6 protein-coding genes are annotated in these 16,258 nt (G+C 70.3%); all 6 read right to left on the bottom strand.

Annotation, left to right across the window (positions count from 1 at the left end):
* Positions 1 to 10: 10 nt before the first annotated feature.
* The 6 genes from M3Q35_RS40790 to M3Q35_RS40765 all read right to left on the bottom strand — a co-directional run bounded on the left by M3Q35_RS40790 (position 11) and on the right by M3Q35_RS40765 (position 16,247).
* A complete protein-coding gene (locus M3Q35_RS40790) occupies positions 11 to 1,354 on the bottom strand; it encodes an MFS transporter (protein ID WP_273937915.1) in 1,344 nt (447 codons plus the stop codon).
* 64 nt (positions 1,355 to 1,418) lie between these two features.
* Positions 1,419 to 2,165, bottom strand: coding sequence for a 4'-phosphopantetheinyl transferase family protein (locus M3Q35_RS40785; RefSeq protein ID WP_273937914.1), 747 nt, complete (start codon positions 2,163 to 2,165; stop codon positions 1,419 to 1,421).
* Positions 2,155 to 2,907: a thioesterase II family protein gene (locus M3Q35_RS40780; protein ID WP_273937913.1), complete on the bottom strand. Its 753-nt coding sequence runs from the start codon at positions 2,905 to 2,907 to the stop codon at positions 2,155 to 2,157. The genes M3Q35_RS40785 and M3Q35_RS40780 overlap by 11 nt, the downstream gene beginning before the upstream one ends.
* Positions 2,904 to 3,749: an ACP S-malonyltransferase gene (gene fabD / locus M3Q35_RS40775; protein ID WP_273937912.1), complete on the bottom strand. Its 846-nt coding sequence runs from the start codon at positions 3,747 to 3,749 to the stop codon at positions 2,904 to 2,906. The genes M3Q35_RS40780 and fabD overlap by 4 nt, the downstream gene beginning before the upstream one ends.
* On the bottom strand, positions 3,742 to 10,407 hold the full coding sequence (locus tag M3Q35_RS40770) for a non-ribosomal peptide synthetase (RefSeq protein ID WP_273937910.1): 6,666 nt from the start codon (positions 10,405 to 10,407) through the stop codon (positions 3,742 to 3,744). The genes fabD and M3Q35_RS40770 overlap by 8 nt, the downstream gene beginning before the upstream one ends.
* A complete protein-coding gene (locus tag M3Q35_RS40765) occupies positions 10,404 to 16,247 on the bottom strand; it encodes an amino acid adenylation domain-containing protein (protein WP_273937909.1) in 5,844 nt (1,947 codons plus the stop codon). Before M3Q35_RS40765 ends, M3Q35_RS40770 begins: the two co-directional genes overlap by 4 nt.
* Positions 16,248 to 16,258 lie beyond the last annotated feature (11 nt).

The following is a 16,258-nucleotide window of genomic DNA, read 5'->3' as shown; positions in this document are numbered from 1 at the left end:
GATGATCGTGTCATTCCGCCGGGCGAGTGCCGAACGCGGCCAGGAACGCGCCGAACGCGAGCACGGCAGCAGCGGCCAAAGACGCGGCGTGCTGGTCACCGGCGGGTCCGAGCAAGATGGACGCGACGGCCAGGCCGACGGCCCCGCCGAGCTGCTGGGCGCTGGTCACGAGCCCGCCGGCGACACCGGCGTTCTCGGGGGCGACGCCGGAGACGGCCAACGCGGCCGTCCCCGGCAGCACGAGCCCGATGCCGAAGGCGAACACCACCAGGCCGGGCAGCAACGCGGGATAACCGCCGACGATGACACCACCGGCCAGCAGTAACGCACCAACCGTTACTACGGCCAAGGCCAGCTGGAGCAGGCGCTGCGGGGCGAACCGGGAACCGAACTTGGGGCCGAGCCGGATGCTGGCGAACGACCCGGCGGCGAACGGGATGTACGCCAAACCGGCCAGCAGAGCGCCGAAGTGCAGAGTGTGTTGGAGCTGCAAGGTCAACGTGAAGAAGGTGCCGAACAGCGCGCCGGTGGCCAGGATGCCGGCCGTCAACGCGAACACCCGGGGCCGGGCGGCGAGCAGCCCGGACGGGATCAACGGACTCGACCCGAGACGCTCGCTCAACACAAAGCCGCCGAACAGCACCGCGGCCACGGCCAACAGCCAGAACCGCAGGTCGAGCAGGGCATAGACGGTGGCGGCGACGGCCAGAGTGAGCAGCACGGCCCCGAGCAGGCCGATCTTGGTCTCGCGCCGGCCAAGAGCCACCCCACGCGCGTACATCGGCAGCAAGATCAACGCGCACGCGGCGACGGGCAGGTTGATGAAGAACACCCACTGCCACGACAGCAGACCGGTGATCAGGCCGGACAGGATCACGCCGGACAGGCCGCCGGTGATCGCCACCGCGCCCCACGTGCCGAACGCCTTGCCCCGCTCGGACGGCTCGGTGAACACGGTGGTGATCAGCCCGAGCACGGTCGGCGAGGTCAACGCCGCCCCGATGCCCTGCACGAACCGCGCGGCGATCAGCTGCCACGGGGCGTGCGCGAGCCCGCAGGCTAGCGACGCTAGCGCGAACAACGCGGTGCCGACGGTGAACGTGCGCAGCAGACCGAGCCGGTCGCCGAGCCGGCCGGCAGCCACCAGCAGGCCGCCGAACGCCAGGATGTAGGCGTTGACCACCCACGGCAGCTGCGCCGGCGTGAAGCCGAGCGCGTCCTGGATGCTGGGCAGCGCCACGTTCACGACGGTGTCGTCCACCATCAGCATGAACTGCACCAGGCAGACCACGGCGAGGATCTTCCAGCGGTGCGCTGCCGCCCGCTGAGTCGCCGCCCCCAGGGTCTCAGTCATGAAAGCAACCCTTCCGAACGAGAGTGAACCCCGAGTGTGGCAGCCGCGACGCGCAGTGACCCCGTCAAGAACTCAAGACTGGCTCGAGAGCGGGAAATCCCCGATGCAGCCGGACCGAGCAGAGCTCGGTTCCGAGCCGTTCGACGGCCACCGCCAGCTGGATCGAGTCGCCGGCATCGAGCTCGACGAACTGCCAGTTGCCGTCGGGGTCGTCGCGCGGCGGGTGGAAGCCGTGTACCGGCCCGTTCAGATCGAGGTCGAACGCGAAGGAGTCGAACGGCAGCGCCAGGCCGAGGCCGCGGGCCTTGGCGTACGCCTCCTTGAGCACCCAGAGCCGCAGCACCTCCCGACGCCGCGACTCCTCCGGCAGCCCGGCCAGCCACTCGCGCTCACCAGCGGAAAAGGCCTCGGCGACGCGGTCGACCGAGCGCATGTCCTCCCGGTCGACCATCTCCACGTCGACGCCGATGCGTCGGTGCGACGACACACCGACGACGTTGGCCCCGTGCGTGTGCGACAGGTTGAAGTCGAGGCCCTGATCGCCGAGCGGCCAACCGCCGACCGGGGGTTCCAGGAACGGCCGGCCGCGGTGGCTGCGCCAGAACCGAAGCTGCGCCTCCGGCACGTCCGTACGCAGCGACAACACCCGGCGCACCAGCACGTGCGAGGCCAGGTACTGGCGCCGGTCGCGGTCGAACACGAACCGGTCGGCGGTCGCGTGCTCCTGGTCGTCGAGCCAGCGGTCGGCCAGCTCGGCCGCGCGCTCGGCCGGCAGGTCCTCGTCCCGGCACAGCCACACCTCAACGGACACTGAACACCCCCACGTCCGCCACGATCCGGTCGACGAAGTCGGGCAACCGCCCCTTGAAGTAGAAATGGTCGCCGTCGAAGACGTGCATCCCTCGGAAGTACTCGGTTCGCTCCTGCCAGGCAAGCAGCCGTTCCGGTCGAACCACGACGTCGTGCTCGCCGCCGAACACCGACAGCGGCACCGGCAGCACGGGCGTGCCCGGCCGGGGTCGCCAGGTCTCGACGGCCTTGAGGTCGGCGCGCAGCAGCGGCTCCAGGAACGCCCACCAGTCCGGGTCCGACAACACGGACCACGGGGTGCCACCCATGTCGGCGATCGAGCGCCTCAAGGCGTCGGCCGGCATCAGGTGACGGTTGCGGACGTCAAGTCCCCCGTCCGGGCGAGGGGCGGCCCGAGCGCTGAGACCGAGCCAGGACGGCAGCGGCAGGCCGGCGGCCAGCAGCCGGTGTGTCAGCTCGTACGCGATCATCGCGCCCATGCTGTGTCCGAAGAGGACGAACGGCTTGTCCAGCAGCTGACGGATATCCGGCAGCAGGAACGAGACGATGGCGGCCACGTCGTCCAGCGGGTCCAGGTGCGAGAGCCGCCCGCGGCCGGGCGCCTCGACCAGACAGATCTCCCAGTCGGCCGGGAAATGCGGGACCCAGTCGCGGTAGAGCAGGTGCGAACCGCCGGCGTGGTGGAACAGGAACACGCGCATCCGGGCGTCGGGCACGGGTTTGGGGATGACCACGGAGCTCATGCCGCCACCGCCGCTCGCTTGATCTGACGGACCATGCTGGTCAACATCGTGCCGCCCACCTCGACGAATTCGGAATCCACCAGGGGCAGCAGGGACTCGCTCCACCGCACCGCGCCGTCGATCTGCCCGATGAGCAACTCGGCGGCAGTGTCCACTGTGTACGGCTGCGCGGTCAGGTTGGCGATCACCGGGAACGCCAACGGGTTGAACGTCGTGGCCCGCAGCAGCGGGGCGAGTTCCTGGGCCGCCGGGGTCATGTGCCGGGAGTGGAACGGGCCGCTGACCGGGAGTCGGCGCACCATGCGCGCGCCGGCGTCCTCCAGGATCGGCGCGAACTCCTCCAAGTCGTCGACCGGGCCGGCCAGGACGGTCTGCTGCGGCGTGTTGAGGTTGGCCAGCTCGACGGTGTCAAAACCGGCGCGTAGCAACAGGAATCGGATCTGGGTCTCGCCGAGGCCGGCGACAACGGTCATGCCGCCGCCGGTGATCCGGGCCATCGCCGCCGCCCGCGCGGCGACCAGCCGCAGGCCGTCGGCGAAACTGAACGCGCCGGCCGCCTCAAGGGCGTTGTACTCGCCGAGGCTGTGGCCGAGGGCCAGCTCCGGCCGACCCCTCTCTTCCACCTTCGCTCGGTACGCCAAGGCATTGACCACGAACATCGCGGGCTGCGTGTAGCGGGTGTTGCCCAGCAACAGGTCCGGGTCCTCCAAGCAGAGGGTGCGCACCGAGTAGCCCAGCACCTCGCTGGCCTCGCGCTCCAGCTCCGGGAAGCGCTCGAACTCCTCCCGGCCCATGCCCACCTTCTGGGCCCCCTGCCCGGCGAACAGATAGATCCTAGGCATCGACGTCGTCTCCCCTCGTGTGCTGGCGCCGCACCAGGTCGGCGACGGTGGTGGCGAGCCGGCGCACGTTGTCGCCGGTCATCAGGGTCACGTGGTTGCCGGCGACGACCTGCGCCGACACGTCGGCGCAGTGGTCCTCCCAGCCAAGACCCGGTGTGCGGTAGTACGTGTCGGCCGCGCCGAACTCGGTCTGTGAACCGAAATCGGTCTCCTCGGCCCGCAAGACGGCGACAGGTCCGTCGTAGCGGCGAGGTTGGTGGCGTTCGACGGCGGCGAGGGTGCCGGCGAGCAGCTGGTACGGATCGGCCTGGCCGGTGCCGCTCATCCACTCCGACACCGCGGCCAGCTCGTCCAGGTAGTCGGCCCCGGACTCGATGTTCTTGCCGGCAACGGCCTGCGATCGGTCGTGCTCGACAAGTTGGCGTAGGAAGCTGCCTTCCGCCCCGGTGTCGGTGACCTCGCCGGTCGGCGCGGCCGAATCGATGGCCAGCACGAGCGGTCGCGTGCCGGTGGATTCGTGCAGCTGGCAGGCCAGTTCCTGGGCGATGACGCCGCCGCCGGAGAAGCCGCCGAGCACGACCGGACCGCCGTTCATGCGCGGCAGCAACAGGTCGTGGTACTGCCGGGCCAGGTCGGTGACGGAGAGATCGCGCGGGCGGCCGGGCTCGTCGACCCGCGGGTCGCGGATGCCGAACAGCGCCTCGGGTCCCGGGTAGTGCCGGGCGAACTCGGCGTAGCAGGCGACCTGGCCGCCGGGCGGATGAATGAGGTACAGCACGGGATCCAGGCCCGGGCAAAGCGGAACCAGCGGGCTGCGCGGACCATCCGTGCCGGCGGTGAAGGCCACGGCAAACGCGGCGGCGGTGGGGTTGGCCAGCAGATCATCCAGGCGGGCCGTGCGGCCGCAGCGCTCGCTCAGCTCACGCAGGAACCGGGTGGCCAGCAGGGAATGGCCGCCGCTGGCGAAGAAGTGGTCGGTCGGCTGGACGGCCGGGACGCCGAGCACGTGCCGCCACACCTCCCGCACCACGTCCACGATCTCGTCATCCGGCCACTCGGTGATCACGGCCGCGGCCTCGACCGGCTGTGGCCGGCTGAACTGCGGGAGTTCGACGTCGCCAAGGAGCTCGACAACAGGTGTTGTCAACGACACGTTGGCCAGTGCGCGCTGCCACAGCTCGGCGATTCGTTCCGCCGCAGCGGTTCCGACCTGCGCCTTGTCGTGCACGATGGTCAGCACGAGGTCGTCGCCGTCCCGGTGGGTCAGCAGCGTGCACGGGTACGCGGTCTGTGCGCCGATCACGTTCGGCTGCTCGACGGTGATGCCGGCCTCGCCCAGCAGCCGGCCCACCTCGCCCAGCGTGCTCGGGTAGTTCTCCACCACCAGCAGGCTCTCGAACAGCGGTGTGGTGCCGCGCCGGCCGCTCCAGTCGTGCACCTGGCCGGTGGACACCCATTCGAAGGTGGACATGTCCAGCGCCGCGTCGCGCACCCGGTCGACCAGTTCGCTAACGGTGTCACCGTTACTTACCGGGACAGTCAGCGGGAGCGTGGTCATGAGCAGGCCGGGGATGCGCTCCGCGCCCGGCAGCGGAATGCCGCGGCCAGAGAGGGTCACGCCGAAGCTGACGACATCGCCACCGCCGAAGCGGTGCAACAGGATTGCCCACAGAGTCTGGAGCAGAGTGCTCTCCGTCGCACCGCGGCGGGCGATGCTCCGCAGCAGGTCGGACAGGTTGCTGGCGTTGTATCGCAGCTCGACTCGGCCGATGCCGGACTCGCCGGTGGTGTCGGCGAGGACGCCGGGCTGGGTCGACAGCTCGACGCCGTTGAGCTTGGACGACCAGAACGCCTCGGCGTCGGTGGTGTCCTGGTCGGCCAGCCAGCGGGCGTGGCTGCGGGCATCGGGCTCGCCGGGCTCGATCGGGCGCGGGTGGCCCAGGTAGGCCAGATAGAAGTCCTCCAGCACCAGGGCCATGCCCCAGCCGTCCAGCAGGGCGTGGTGGAAGCTCAACAGCACTCGATGCCGCGTCCCGTCGTCCAGCACGGCAATCCGCAGGAGCGGCGGCTGGTCGAGATCGAAGCCACGGCGACGGTCGTCGGCCAGCAGCTGCTCCCATGACTTGTCCTTGACGACAAGGACTTCCGGCGTCACGTGGTCGTGCACCAGCAGACGCGGGTGGCCGTCCCACGCGAAGGAGGAACGCAGGGCGGCGTGCCGGCGCACGGTCTGCCGCCAGGCGGCGGCGAACCGTTCGGTGTCCAGCGGGCCACGCCAGACCCAGCCCATCTGCTCGACGTAACGACCGGTTCCCCGATGCGCCAAGGAGTCGATGAGGATGCCGCACTGCTGCGAGCTCAGCGGCACCTCCTCCGGCTCCGACGGCGTGTCGGCCAGCGAGGCGGCGAGTTCGCGCAACTGGGCCAACAGGGCCGCGACGCCATGCTCGTCGACACCATCCACAGCGGACGGAACGAAGGTCGCGCCGAGACGCAGTTCGCCATCACGGACAATCCCGTAGAGCTCAACGGAATGCGGACGCTCGGCCCGTGGCGACCGCTCCCCCGGCACCGCGCCGTCGCTGACGCGGAAGAAACTGCCGGCGAGCTGGTCGACCTGACCCAGGTAGTTGAAGCTGACCAGCGCGGCCGGCAGCTCGGCGATGGATGTGCCGGCACAGACGGCGAAACCCGCACCGCCATCGGGCACCTCGGCCAGCTCCGCGCGGATCGCGCGCAGGTGATCGGCCGGTGCCAGCGTTCGGTCCACTGTGGTCACCACGGGATAGAGCGCGGTGAACCAGCCGACCGTGCGGGAGACGTCACCGGTGGCCGTCTGCCGTCCGTGCGTCTCAACGTCGAAGGTGACCGAGCCGCAGCCCCGCCACCGGCCCAGCGCGAGCGCAACCAAGCCGGTCAGCACGTCGTGCACCGGCATGCCCAGCGCCGCCGGGATACGGCCCAGCAAGGCCGAGGTCGCCGGCTCGTCCAGGGTCAGCTCGACTCGCCGCGCGTCGCCCTCGACGCCGGTGGAACCAAGGCGCACCAACGTGTCCGCCGTCTGGCGCCGACGCGCCGCCGCCCGCCAATAGGCGGTGGCGGGCGCGTCGGCCGCCAGCGCGGGCAGCCCGTCGAGCCAGCTCCGGTAGGACTGGCCCTCGTCGGGCAACCGTGGCAGCTCGCCCTGTTCGAGCGCCGCCACGGCGGAGTCGAGGTCGTCCAGCAGGATGCGCCAGGAGACCCCGTCCACCGCGAGGTGGTGAATCGCGATGAGCAGCGACTCGTGGTCGCCGTCACGCAGGTGTCGTGCCTTCAGCAGAACGCCGGCCTCGGGGTCGAGGCTCTGCTGCAACTCCACAATGGACTCTGGGCCCGTGTGCTCGACGGAGTCGAGCACATCCTTGGGCCGTTGGTTGGTGAACGGCTGGGCGTCGATGACGTCCCGGTCGGCCAAACGCATGGACAGCGCCGGGTGGGCGTTGACGATGGCCTGCAAGGCCAGGCCCAGCAGCAACGGGTCGATCGGGCGGGTCAGTTCCAGCAGCACCGACTGGTTCCAGTGGTGCCGGTCGGTGTGCACGGTGTCGAGGAACCAGGACTGGATCGGGGCCAGGAAGCGTTCACCCGTGGGAACTTCCACCTCGGGTGCCTGGAGGTTGGCCGCCAGGTCGGCCAGCACCGGCGTGCGGTGGAGGTCGCGGACGTCGACCGTGCAGCCGGCGCGGCGAAGCTTGGACACCAGCTGCATGGCCAGGATGGAATCGCCGCCGGCCTCGAAGAAGTGCTCGTCGTCGGCCGGCGCACGACCGATCACCTCTGTCCAGATGCTGCGCACAAGGTCCAGAGCACCGGCCTTCGGCCTGCTGGCCTTGACGACCGGTGTGGTCGTGACGACCGGCTCCGGCAGGGCCTTGCGGTCGGTCTTGCCGCTGGGCAGTCGCGGCAGCTCCGGCAGCGCGACCACGTGCACCGGCACCATGTAACCCGGCAGTCGTTGCGCCACAACGGCACGGACCTGCTCGGCGTCGCATTCCGGGGCCACATAACCCAACAGCTGGCTGTGGCCGTCCTCGTGTTTGCGCACGATGGCCACGGCGTCACGGACGCCCGGCGCGGCCAGCATCGCCGACTCGACCTCGCCCAGCTCCACCCGGAAGCCGTTCAGCTTCACCTGGTGGTCCAGGCGGCCGAGGTAGGACAGGCCGCCCTCGGGCAGTCGCCGGACCAGGTCACCGGTGCGGTAGATGCGCTCGTCCGTGCGGACGAACTGCTCGGCCGTGCGCTCCGGGTCGCCGTGGTAGCCGTCGGCCAGCGCAACGCCGGACAGGCACAGCTCGCCCGGCGCACCGTCCGGCACAGGTCGCAATTGCTCGTCCAGGACGTGACAACGGATGTTGTCAAGCGCCTCGCCGATCGGCACATCGGCCTGCCCGGCCCAGCGGCCGTTGTTGTCGTCGGTGGCATCGAAAACCGTGGCGTAGACCGTGGCTTCCGTTGGCCCGTAAGCGTTGTAGAGCCGGGCTGACTGCACGTCCTTGAACGCGCGGCGCAGGTGGTTGGTCAGCGCCTCGCCGGCGCTGACCACGGCCCGCAGCGACCGGTTCTCAGCGAAGGTCGGGCTGTCGACCAGGAGCCTGAGCAGCGCCGGGACGACGTGCAGCAGCGTGACGCCGTGCCGGTTGAGCGTGGCGGCCATCTTGTCGGCGTCGCGGTGCTCGCCATCCGGCACGACGACCAGCCGTGCGCCGCAGACCAGCGGCACGAACAGCTGGTGCAGCGTGACATCGAAGCTCAGCGTGCCCGAGAACGCCATGGCGTCGTCCGAAGTTACGTCGAAGTACCGCTTGCTCCACGCGAGGTGGTTGACAAACGCGCGGTGCCCGACGACAACGCCCTTGGGTACGCCGGTGCTGCCCGACGTGAACAGCACGTACGCCGGCTGGTCGGCCCGCGGCGGCACGTCGTCGATCGCCGGACCATCCAATGAGGACAGTTCAACGCCGACCACGTCAGCCGGCGTGGGCCGGTCGTTGGCCTCACGGATGACCAGGGCCAGCCGGGCCCGACGGGCGATGTCGTCCAGACGGTGATCGGGATGCGCCGGGTCGAGCGGCACGAACACCGCGCCGGCCCGCAGCACGGACAGCACCGCGATCACCTGCTCGGCGCTACGCGGCAGCCACAACCCAACCGTGTCACCAATGTTGACGCCGTTGGCTCTCAAACCGGCTGCACGCTTGGCAGTCTCGGCGTCGAGCTCGGCATAGGTCCAGCTCCGGTCGCCTTCCTGGAGGGCGATCCGGTCGGCGTTCTCCTTCGCCGCACGGCGAAGCGACCAGTGGATGTCGTCCTGCTCGTCGAACGCGATCGCCGTGTCGTCGGTGTGCACCGCGACCTGCTCGCCACAGGCATTGGCCACCAGTTGCCGGGCAAAGGAAGTCGCCGTCGGCTCGGCGAACTTGTCGGTGGCGTAACGGAGTCGGCCGCGGATGCGGTCGCCGTCGGCGAACAGCTCCAGCGTCAGGTCGCCGACCACCGGCTGGTGCACCTGCTCCACCAGCTTGATTCGCAGGCCCGGCACGCTGTCGCCGAAACCGCCCGGCTCGAACCAGCTCTGGTACGTGAACACGCAGTTGAAGTCGACGCCCGGGGCCAGCTCGGCGATCCGCGGGTACGGCAGCGCGGCGTGGTCGATCGCCCGGGCCACCTCGGTGCGGACCGCGCGGACGTAGTCCGCCCGGTCCAGCTCCGGGTTTTCCGGCGAGCGCACCAGAACCGTGTTGACGAAGCAGCCGACCGCCCGGTCCAGGGCCGGGTCGTGGCGGGTGCTCACCGGCACCGCGACCGCGACCCGCTGCTGCCGTGCGAACTGGGCCAGCGTGCGCTGGAACGCCGCCAGCAGCACCGGGAACACGCCCACCCGCTGCTTGCGGGCAAAGGAGTTCACCGCCGCCGTCTGCTCGGCGTCGAACTCCAGCACCACGTCGGCGGTGGCCTTGTCCGCCGGACCGTCGCTCGGCAACTCCACCGGGCCGCAGCCGTCCTTGAGGACTGCCTGCCAGTAGGCACGAAGTTCCTGCTCGTTCTGGCTGCGGCGGGCCGCGATGTGGTCGGCGTAGGCGTGCGCCGGCACGGCCGGCTTCACCGGCCCCGCGGTTCCGTTGCGCTCGGCCGTGTAGAGCGACCAGAGGTCGGCCACCAGCACGCCGGACGCCTCGCCGTCCAGGACCACGTGGTGCACCACCAGCATCAGGTGATGACGGTCCTCTGTGGACGTCACGAGAACCGCCCGGGTCATACCCGCGTTCTCCACGTCCAACGGCTTCACGGATTCCCGTTGCAGCAACTCGACGGCCTGCGTGGAGCCCCCATGGAAGGTCTTGCGCTCCAACGGGATCGTGCGTTCGGGGTCGGCGTCCAGCACCGCCGGGTCCGCGCCGGTACGGGCGGCCAGCAGCGGATGCCGCCGCACCAATGACTTCAGTGCACGCTCCAGGGCCGGCACATCCAGCTCGCCGACCAGCTCGAACGCCACCGGCACGTGGTAACGGGCCAAATCCGGCTCCAACTGGTGCAGGTACAGGAGACCCTGCTGCTCCGCCGACAGCGGCACCGCGGACCACGGCACCTGGACCGGCGCCTCGATGGTTGATGTCATTGCCGTCCTCCGAAGGCCGCCTCGGCCAGCTCGGCCATGTTCTCCGTTTCGAACAGCGTCTCCAGCGCCAGCTGCGCGCCGCCGTCGGCGTGCACCTGGGCCGCGATCCGCTGCAACTGGCGGCTGGTGACGCCCAGCGCGAGCAGATCCGTGCCCGGGGACAGCTTCGCCGCGGCGATGCCGGTGACCTCGGTGACAATGTGCACCAGCCGTTGCAGCGGCTCGGCATCCGTGCCGGAATCCGCTGCCACCTCGGCCTTACGCTCGCCGGTGACCTTCAGCGGCGTGGCCGGCAACGACACCCGGCGCACGTCTTCCTGCGGCCAGGCAACGGTGTTGCCGGCGAGCCAGGACTCGGCCAGTTCGTCGTTGCCCACAATCCGTTGGCCAGCCTTGATGTTCCGGGCCAGCTCGCGGAGCGCTTCGGCTGCGTCGATCGCCGTGGTGACTGCTGCCGCTCGCTCCTGGCGGTCCTTCCGGCCCTCGGTCAGCGTTTTGGCGACCGAGGACAGCGCCGGGGCCGGGTCACGATCAATCGCGTCGGCCAACGTATCGGCCAGTTGCGCCAGGTTTTCCGGGGTGTCAGCGGAGATCGGCAGCACGTGCCGGCCCCCGTTGTCCCGCGCCTCGAACTCCGGCGGCTCCTCCACGACGAGGCAGCCGTACGAACCGCCGCCGGCGAAGCCGTTGACCAGGGCGCGACGCGGCTCGTCGGCCTCGCGCTTCCACTTCACCGTGCGGCGAGCCAGCTCCACGTGATCGGCGCTGAGCACCCCCGGGTTGGGGTCCGAGGTCAGCCGCGTCGCGTACACATGGCCGGCCCGGAACTGGCAGATCAGCTTGCCCAGCTGGCCGAACACCGACGCCGCCTCCAGGTGGCCGGTGACCGGCTTGACCGAGCCGACCAGCACCGGGTTCTTGTTGTCAGCGAACACCTTGTTCAGGCCGGCCACTTCGAGCATGTCGGCCAGGGCCGCGCCGCTGGCCGCCGCCTCCACATAGCCGATCGCCGTCGCCGGCAGACCGGCGTCGGTCAGCGCCGCACGGAACGTCTCCTCCTGGCGCTTGCGGTTGGGCAGCCCGAACTGTCGCGTGGTGCCCGAATGCTGCACTGCGCCGCCGCGGATCACCGCGTGGATCGGGTCGCCGTCGTTGACGGCCTGCTGCAACGGCTTCAGCAGCACCGTGCCCACGCCCTCACCGACGATCCAGCCGCTGGCCCGGTCGGTGAACGCGCACGAGTCGGTTTCCTCCGCCACCAGGCCGAGTTCGCTGAGCACGTCCAGGTGATCCGGGTGCAGCACCAGGTTGCTGGCCGCCGCGACGGCCGTCGTGCACTGTCCGGCGCGGATCGCCCTTACCGCCGCATCGATCGCCGCCAGACCGGAGACACACCCCGTGTCCAGCACCACGCTCGGGCCGGTCAGGTTGAACGTGTGGGAGATCCGGTGCGCCAGACCACCCCGCGTCGCGTGCGTCCCGGCCTCGCCCCGTGCCCGCGCCGGCACCCCGTGCAGCGCGTGGTCCGCCCACATCGCCCCCACGAACACCCCGACCTGGCCCTGTTCGCTGAGCCGCTCGGCCGTGATTCCCGCGTCTTCCAGGCACTTCCGCGTCGTGGCCAGCAGCAGGTGCTCCTGCGGGTCGACCGCCTTGGCGTCGCCCTCGCTGATCCGGAACTCGTCGGCCTCGAACGCGTGCACGTCGGTCAGGTATCCCCCGACCTCTATCCCTTGCCGCTCACCCCGCGGCTTCAACGGCGCCCAGCGCTGGAGCGGCGCCGGCCCGATGGCCGTGCCACCACCGGAAAGGAGCTCGTCGAACTCCTCAAGGGTGTCAGCCCCCGGCAGCTTGGCCGCAAACCCGATGATCGCGATCGGCTCGACAACGCCCGCCGCGCCAGCACTCCGCACCCCGGCACCCGCCGCGCCAGCCACCGCATTGCCACCCGCCACCCCGGCACCCGCCGCATTGGTTTTCGCGCCGGCCTGCACCTTCGCGCCGGATTCCGCCAGCTCGGCCCGCTGCTCCAGATCCGTGGCCGTGAGCGCGCCGCCCCACAGCGAGACCAGCAGCTCCTGGTCCTCGTCCAGTCGGAAGTGGTGCCTGATCGACTCGAAGTCCATCTCGCCGACCGGGCACAGACCTAGGCCCTTGGCCGGCGCGGCGGTCATGAGCAGCTGGGAGATGTGCCCGGCCTCGATGCCGCTGTACCGCGTGGCCAGCCGCTCGCCGTAGGCCGGCGCGATGGCCGCGGGGGTCGAGACCAGGAACAGGCCGAACGCCGCGCCTCCGACGATCGCCTTGTTGTGCTGCACCTGGGTTTCCGCGCTGACACGCAGCTCCGGGTCCAGCCGCACCAGGCTGCGCTCCTCCGGGTGCAGGAAGTACAGCCCGCCCTCGACGCCGGCGATCCGGTTGTGCCGCGCGTACAGGTAGACCTGCACCGGGTAGAAGCCGCCGGCCGACGGGTAGCGGCGCTTGGCGTTGCCGCCCAGCTGACCGGCCGCGGCCAACGTCAGCAGGTCGGTCAGCGCCTTGGCGTCCATCGGCGTCTCGACGAAGTCGCGGAACGACCGGGCGTCGAACAGCTCCACCGTCTCCTGTGCGCCGCCTTCGGGCAGGGCCACCCTTTCCGCGTCCACGGCCAGCTCGCGCTGGGCGATCTTGGCTTCCTTGAACGCTTTCTTGGCCGCCGGGTCGAACGCGATCCGAATGTCGGCCGGCTTGGTCGCCGGGACGCTGTCGCCGAGGCCGGCGACGATCCCGGCCGGCGTCGGGCTGTCGATCAGGATGTTCACCGGCACGTCAACGCCGTGCTTGTCGGCCAGGGCCTGGGCCAGCCGGATCATCGTGAACGAGGTCGCGCCCAGGTCGAACAGGTCGGCATCGACGGCCAGGTCGGCCGCCCCGAGCAGGCCGGCGGCGATCTCCGCCACCGCCTCGGCCGTGAGGCCGACCGCTGTGTTGCTCGGGGTCTCGGCCGGCTTGTCGGTGAACAGCTCGGTCGCCTTGCCGCGGTCGAGCTTTCCGTTGGGGGTCAGCGGAAGGTCGGTCACGAACCGGTACAGGTTGGGCACCATGTACTTGGGCAGGGCCTCGCCGAGCGCCTTGCGGATCGCCGACACGGCCGGTGGCGCGCCGTTCGGCACGCACACCGCGGCCAGGTTCGCGTCGCCGTCGGCGGCGGTCACCGGCAGCACGCGGGCGTCGGCCAGGCCGGCCTTCGACACCAGCGCGGCTTCGATCTCCTCCGGTTCGATGCGAAGGCCACGCAGCTTGAACTGGTTGTCGATGCGCCCCAGGTAGCGGATCTCGCCGTCCTCGGCGACGACACCGAGATCACCCGTGCGGTAGCGGCCACCGACGAACTTCTCGGCGTTGAGCTCCGGCCGGTTGTGGTAGCCCAGCGCGACCTGGTGGCCGGCGATGACGATCTCGCCCGGGGTGCCGTTCGGCACGTCCCGCAGCTGCTCGTCGACGATGTGGATCCGGGTGTTGGCCACCGCGTGTCCAATGGGGACAGTCGGCTCGTCCCAGTCCCTGCGGCAGGCCCAGTGCGTGACGTCGATCGCCGCCTCGGTCGGGCCGTACAGGTTGTGCAGCTCGGCCTCGGCCAGCACGTCGAAGAACGTGCGCATGGTGCCGACCGGCAGCGCCTCGCCGCTGGCGAAGACGTACCGCAGGCTGGTGCAGCCGGCCGCCGCCGGGTCGCGCAGGAACATGCCGAGCACCGACGGCACGAAGTGGGTGATCGTGACCTGTTCGTCCCGGATCAGGCCGGCCAGGTAGGCGGTGTCGACGTGGCCGCCCGGGCGGGCCACCACGATCGACGCGCCGACCAGCAGCGGCCAGAAGAACTCCCACGCGGACACGTCGAAGCCGTACGGGGTCTTCTGGAGGACGCGGTCCTCTGTGGACAGCGGGAACGTGTCCTGCATCCACAGCAGCCGGTTGGCCACACCGCGCTGCGTGTTGCGGCAGCCCTTGGGCAGGCCGGTGGTGCCAGAGGTGTAGATCATGTAGACCGGGTCGAGCGGACCCACCGTGACCGACGGCGCCGTAGCCGATTCGGCCGCCAGCACTGCCGCATCACGGTCCGGGCAGACCACGTGGACACCCGGGATGTCGGCGCGAGCGCCGTCGGCGATCACCAGCTTGGCACCCGAATCCTCGATGAGGAACCGCACACGGTCGGCCGGGTTCACCGGGTCCACCGGCACGTACACCGCGCCGGCCCGGACCACAGCGACCAGCGCGACCACGAGGTTGTCCGTGCGGTCCATGTGGACGGCAACGTGCTCGCCCGGCTTGAGGCCGTGGCGGATCAGGTGATTGGCCAGCTGCGCACTGCGCCGGTCAAGGTCAGCGTAGCTGATCACCTCACCGTTCCACCGGATCGCCGGCTCGTCGCCGTTGCACTTGAAGCTCTGCGCCAACAGGTCGACGACAGTCCACTGTGGATTCGCTTGTGCCACCAGCGAGCGCATCCGACGCTCGTAGGTCGCGAACATCTTGGTGAGCTGGTCGTCCGGCAGTGCGCCGACCGCCGCGTCCCACTGGCAGACCACCGTGTCACCGACCAGCAGCGGCACGTTGTCCAGCGCCACCTGGGCCGTCTGCGACTGGCTCTGCCGCACCTCGACCGCGTCGCTGTGCAGTTCCTTCGGCACATCCGGGATCCGGGTGAACACCACCGGCAGACGGAGTGCGCCACGGGCGCGGAACACCCGCTGCCGCAGCTGGGCCAGGCCCGGCTTCACGGCCGCGCGCTCCAGGTCAAGCTGCACGCGAGCCCAGATTTCCCTTGCACGGTCCTCGAAACCGGTCGGCAGCGTGTCGTCGACCACGAGCCAGGACAGACCGGTGAAGTCGCCGACGATCTGCTCCGTGCCAGCCGGTCGGTCCCAGGAAACCACGACAATGGTGAACGGCTGCGGGAACTGCTCACGCAGCGCGTCCGTGTAGGCGGTCAGCATGAGCATGTCCGCCGGCACGCCGACCTCGTCCGCCTTGGCGCACAACGCTGTCCACGAGTCCAGGTCGAACCGTCGATGCACCCGTTCGGCGCCGGGCCCGCCGTCCGGCAGCGGCGGCCCCGCCGGCAGCTGCTCGAACTTCGCTTTCCACTCCTGGCTGACCTTGTCGGCGGCCGGGCTCGCCGCCAGCTCCGCCATGGCCGTCAGGTGCCGCGCTAGGCCGTCCGCACCGCTCTTCAGCACCTCGTTCTTGCCGTCGTGCAAGGCGAACAGCTGCCCGAACAGCAACGCGAAGCTCTGCGCATCGGCCATCAGCGCGTCCAGCACCACGTGCAGAATGACGTCGCCGCCCGGCAGCGTGCTGGCTTCCATCACGAACATCGGCCAGCGCCCGACGCCGAACACCGTGGCCCGCAGCCGATCCGCGATCGTCGCCAGCTCTCGCTCCACGCCCGGGGCATCCAGCCCGCTCAGGTCGTGCCGGGCGATCGCGTAGTCGGGAGTGGTGGCCTGCACCGACAGCGTGCCGTCCTCGTGCACGATGCCGCGCAGCATCGGGTGGTGCCCGATCAGCTGGCGCCAGCCCGCCTCGATTCGGTCCACGTCGTGTCCGTGCAGCAGAAACTCCTGGTACACCCGGGTTTCCGCGGTGCCGGCCAGATCCCCGATCCGTCCGACCAGGTAGGCCGACTGCACCTCGGTCAGCGGCAGCTTGTCCTGCTGAACCGCCGGTGCCGCAAGGAGTTCGGCGAGTCCGAGGGTGAGCGCGTCGGCCCCGGACTCCGCGATCCGGTTGAGCGCCTTGGCCAGCCGGCCGAAGGCCCGCTCCACCGCGACGTCGTCCAGCACATCGGCCGCCACGTCCCAGGACA

The sequence above is a fragment of the Kutzneria chonburiensis genome (assembly GCF_028622115.1).
GTDB classification, from domain to species: Bacteria; Actinomycetota; Actinomycetes; order Mycobacteriales; family Pseudonocardiaceae; genus Kutzneria; species Kutzneria chonburiensis.
The sequence above is the reverse complement of the archived record's forward strand: the minus strand, read 5'-3'. Positions and strand labels throughout refer to the sequence as shown.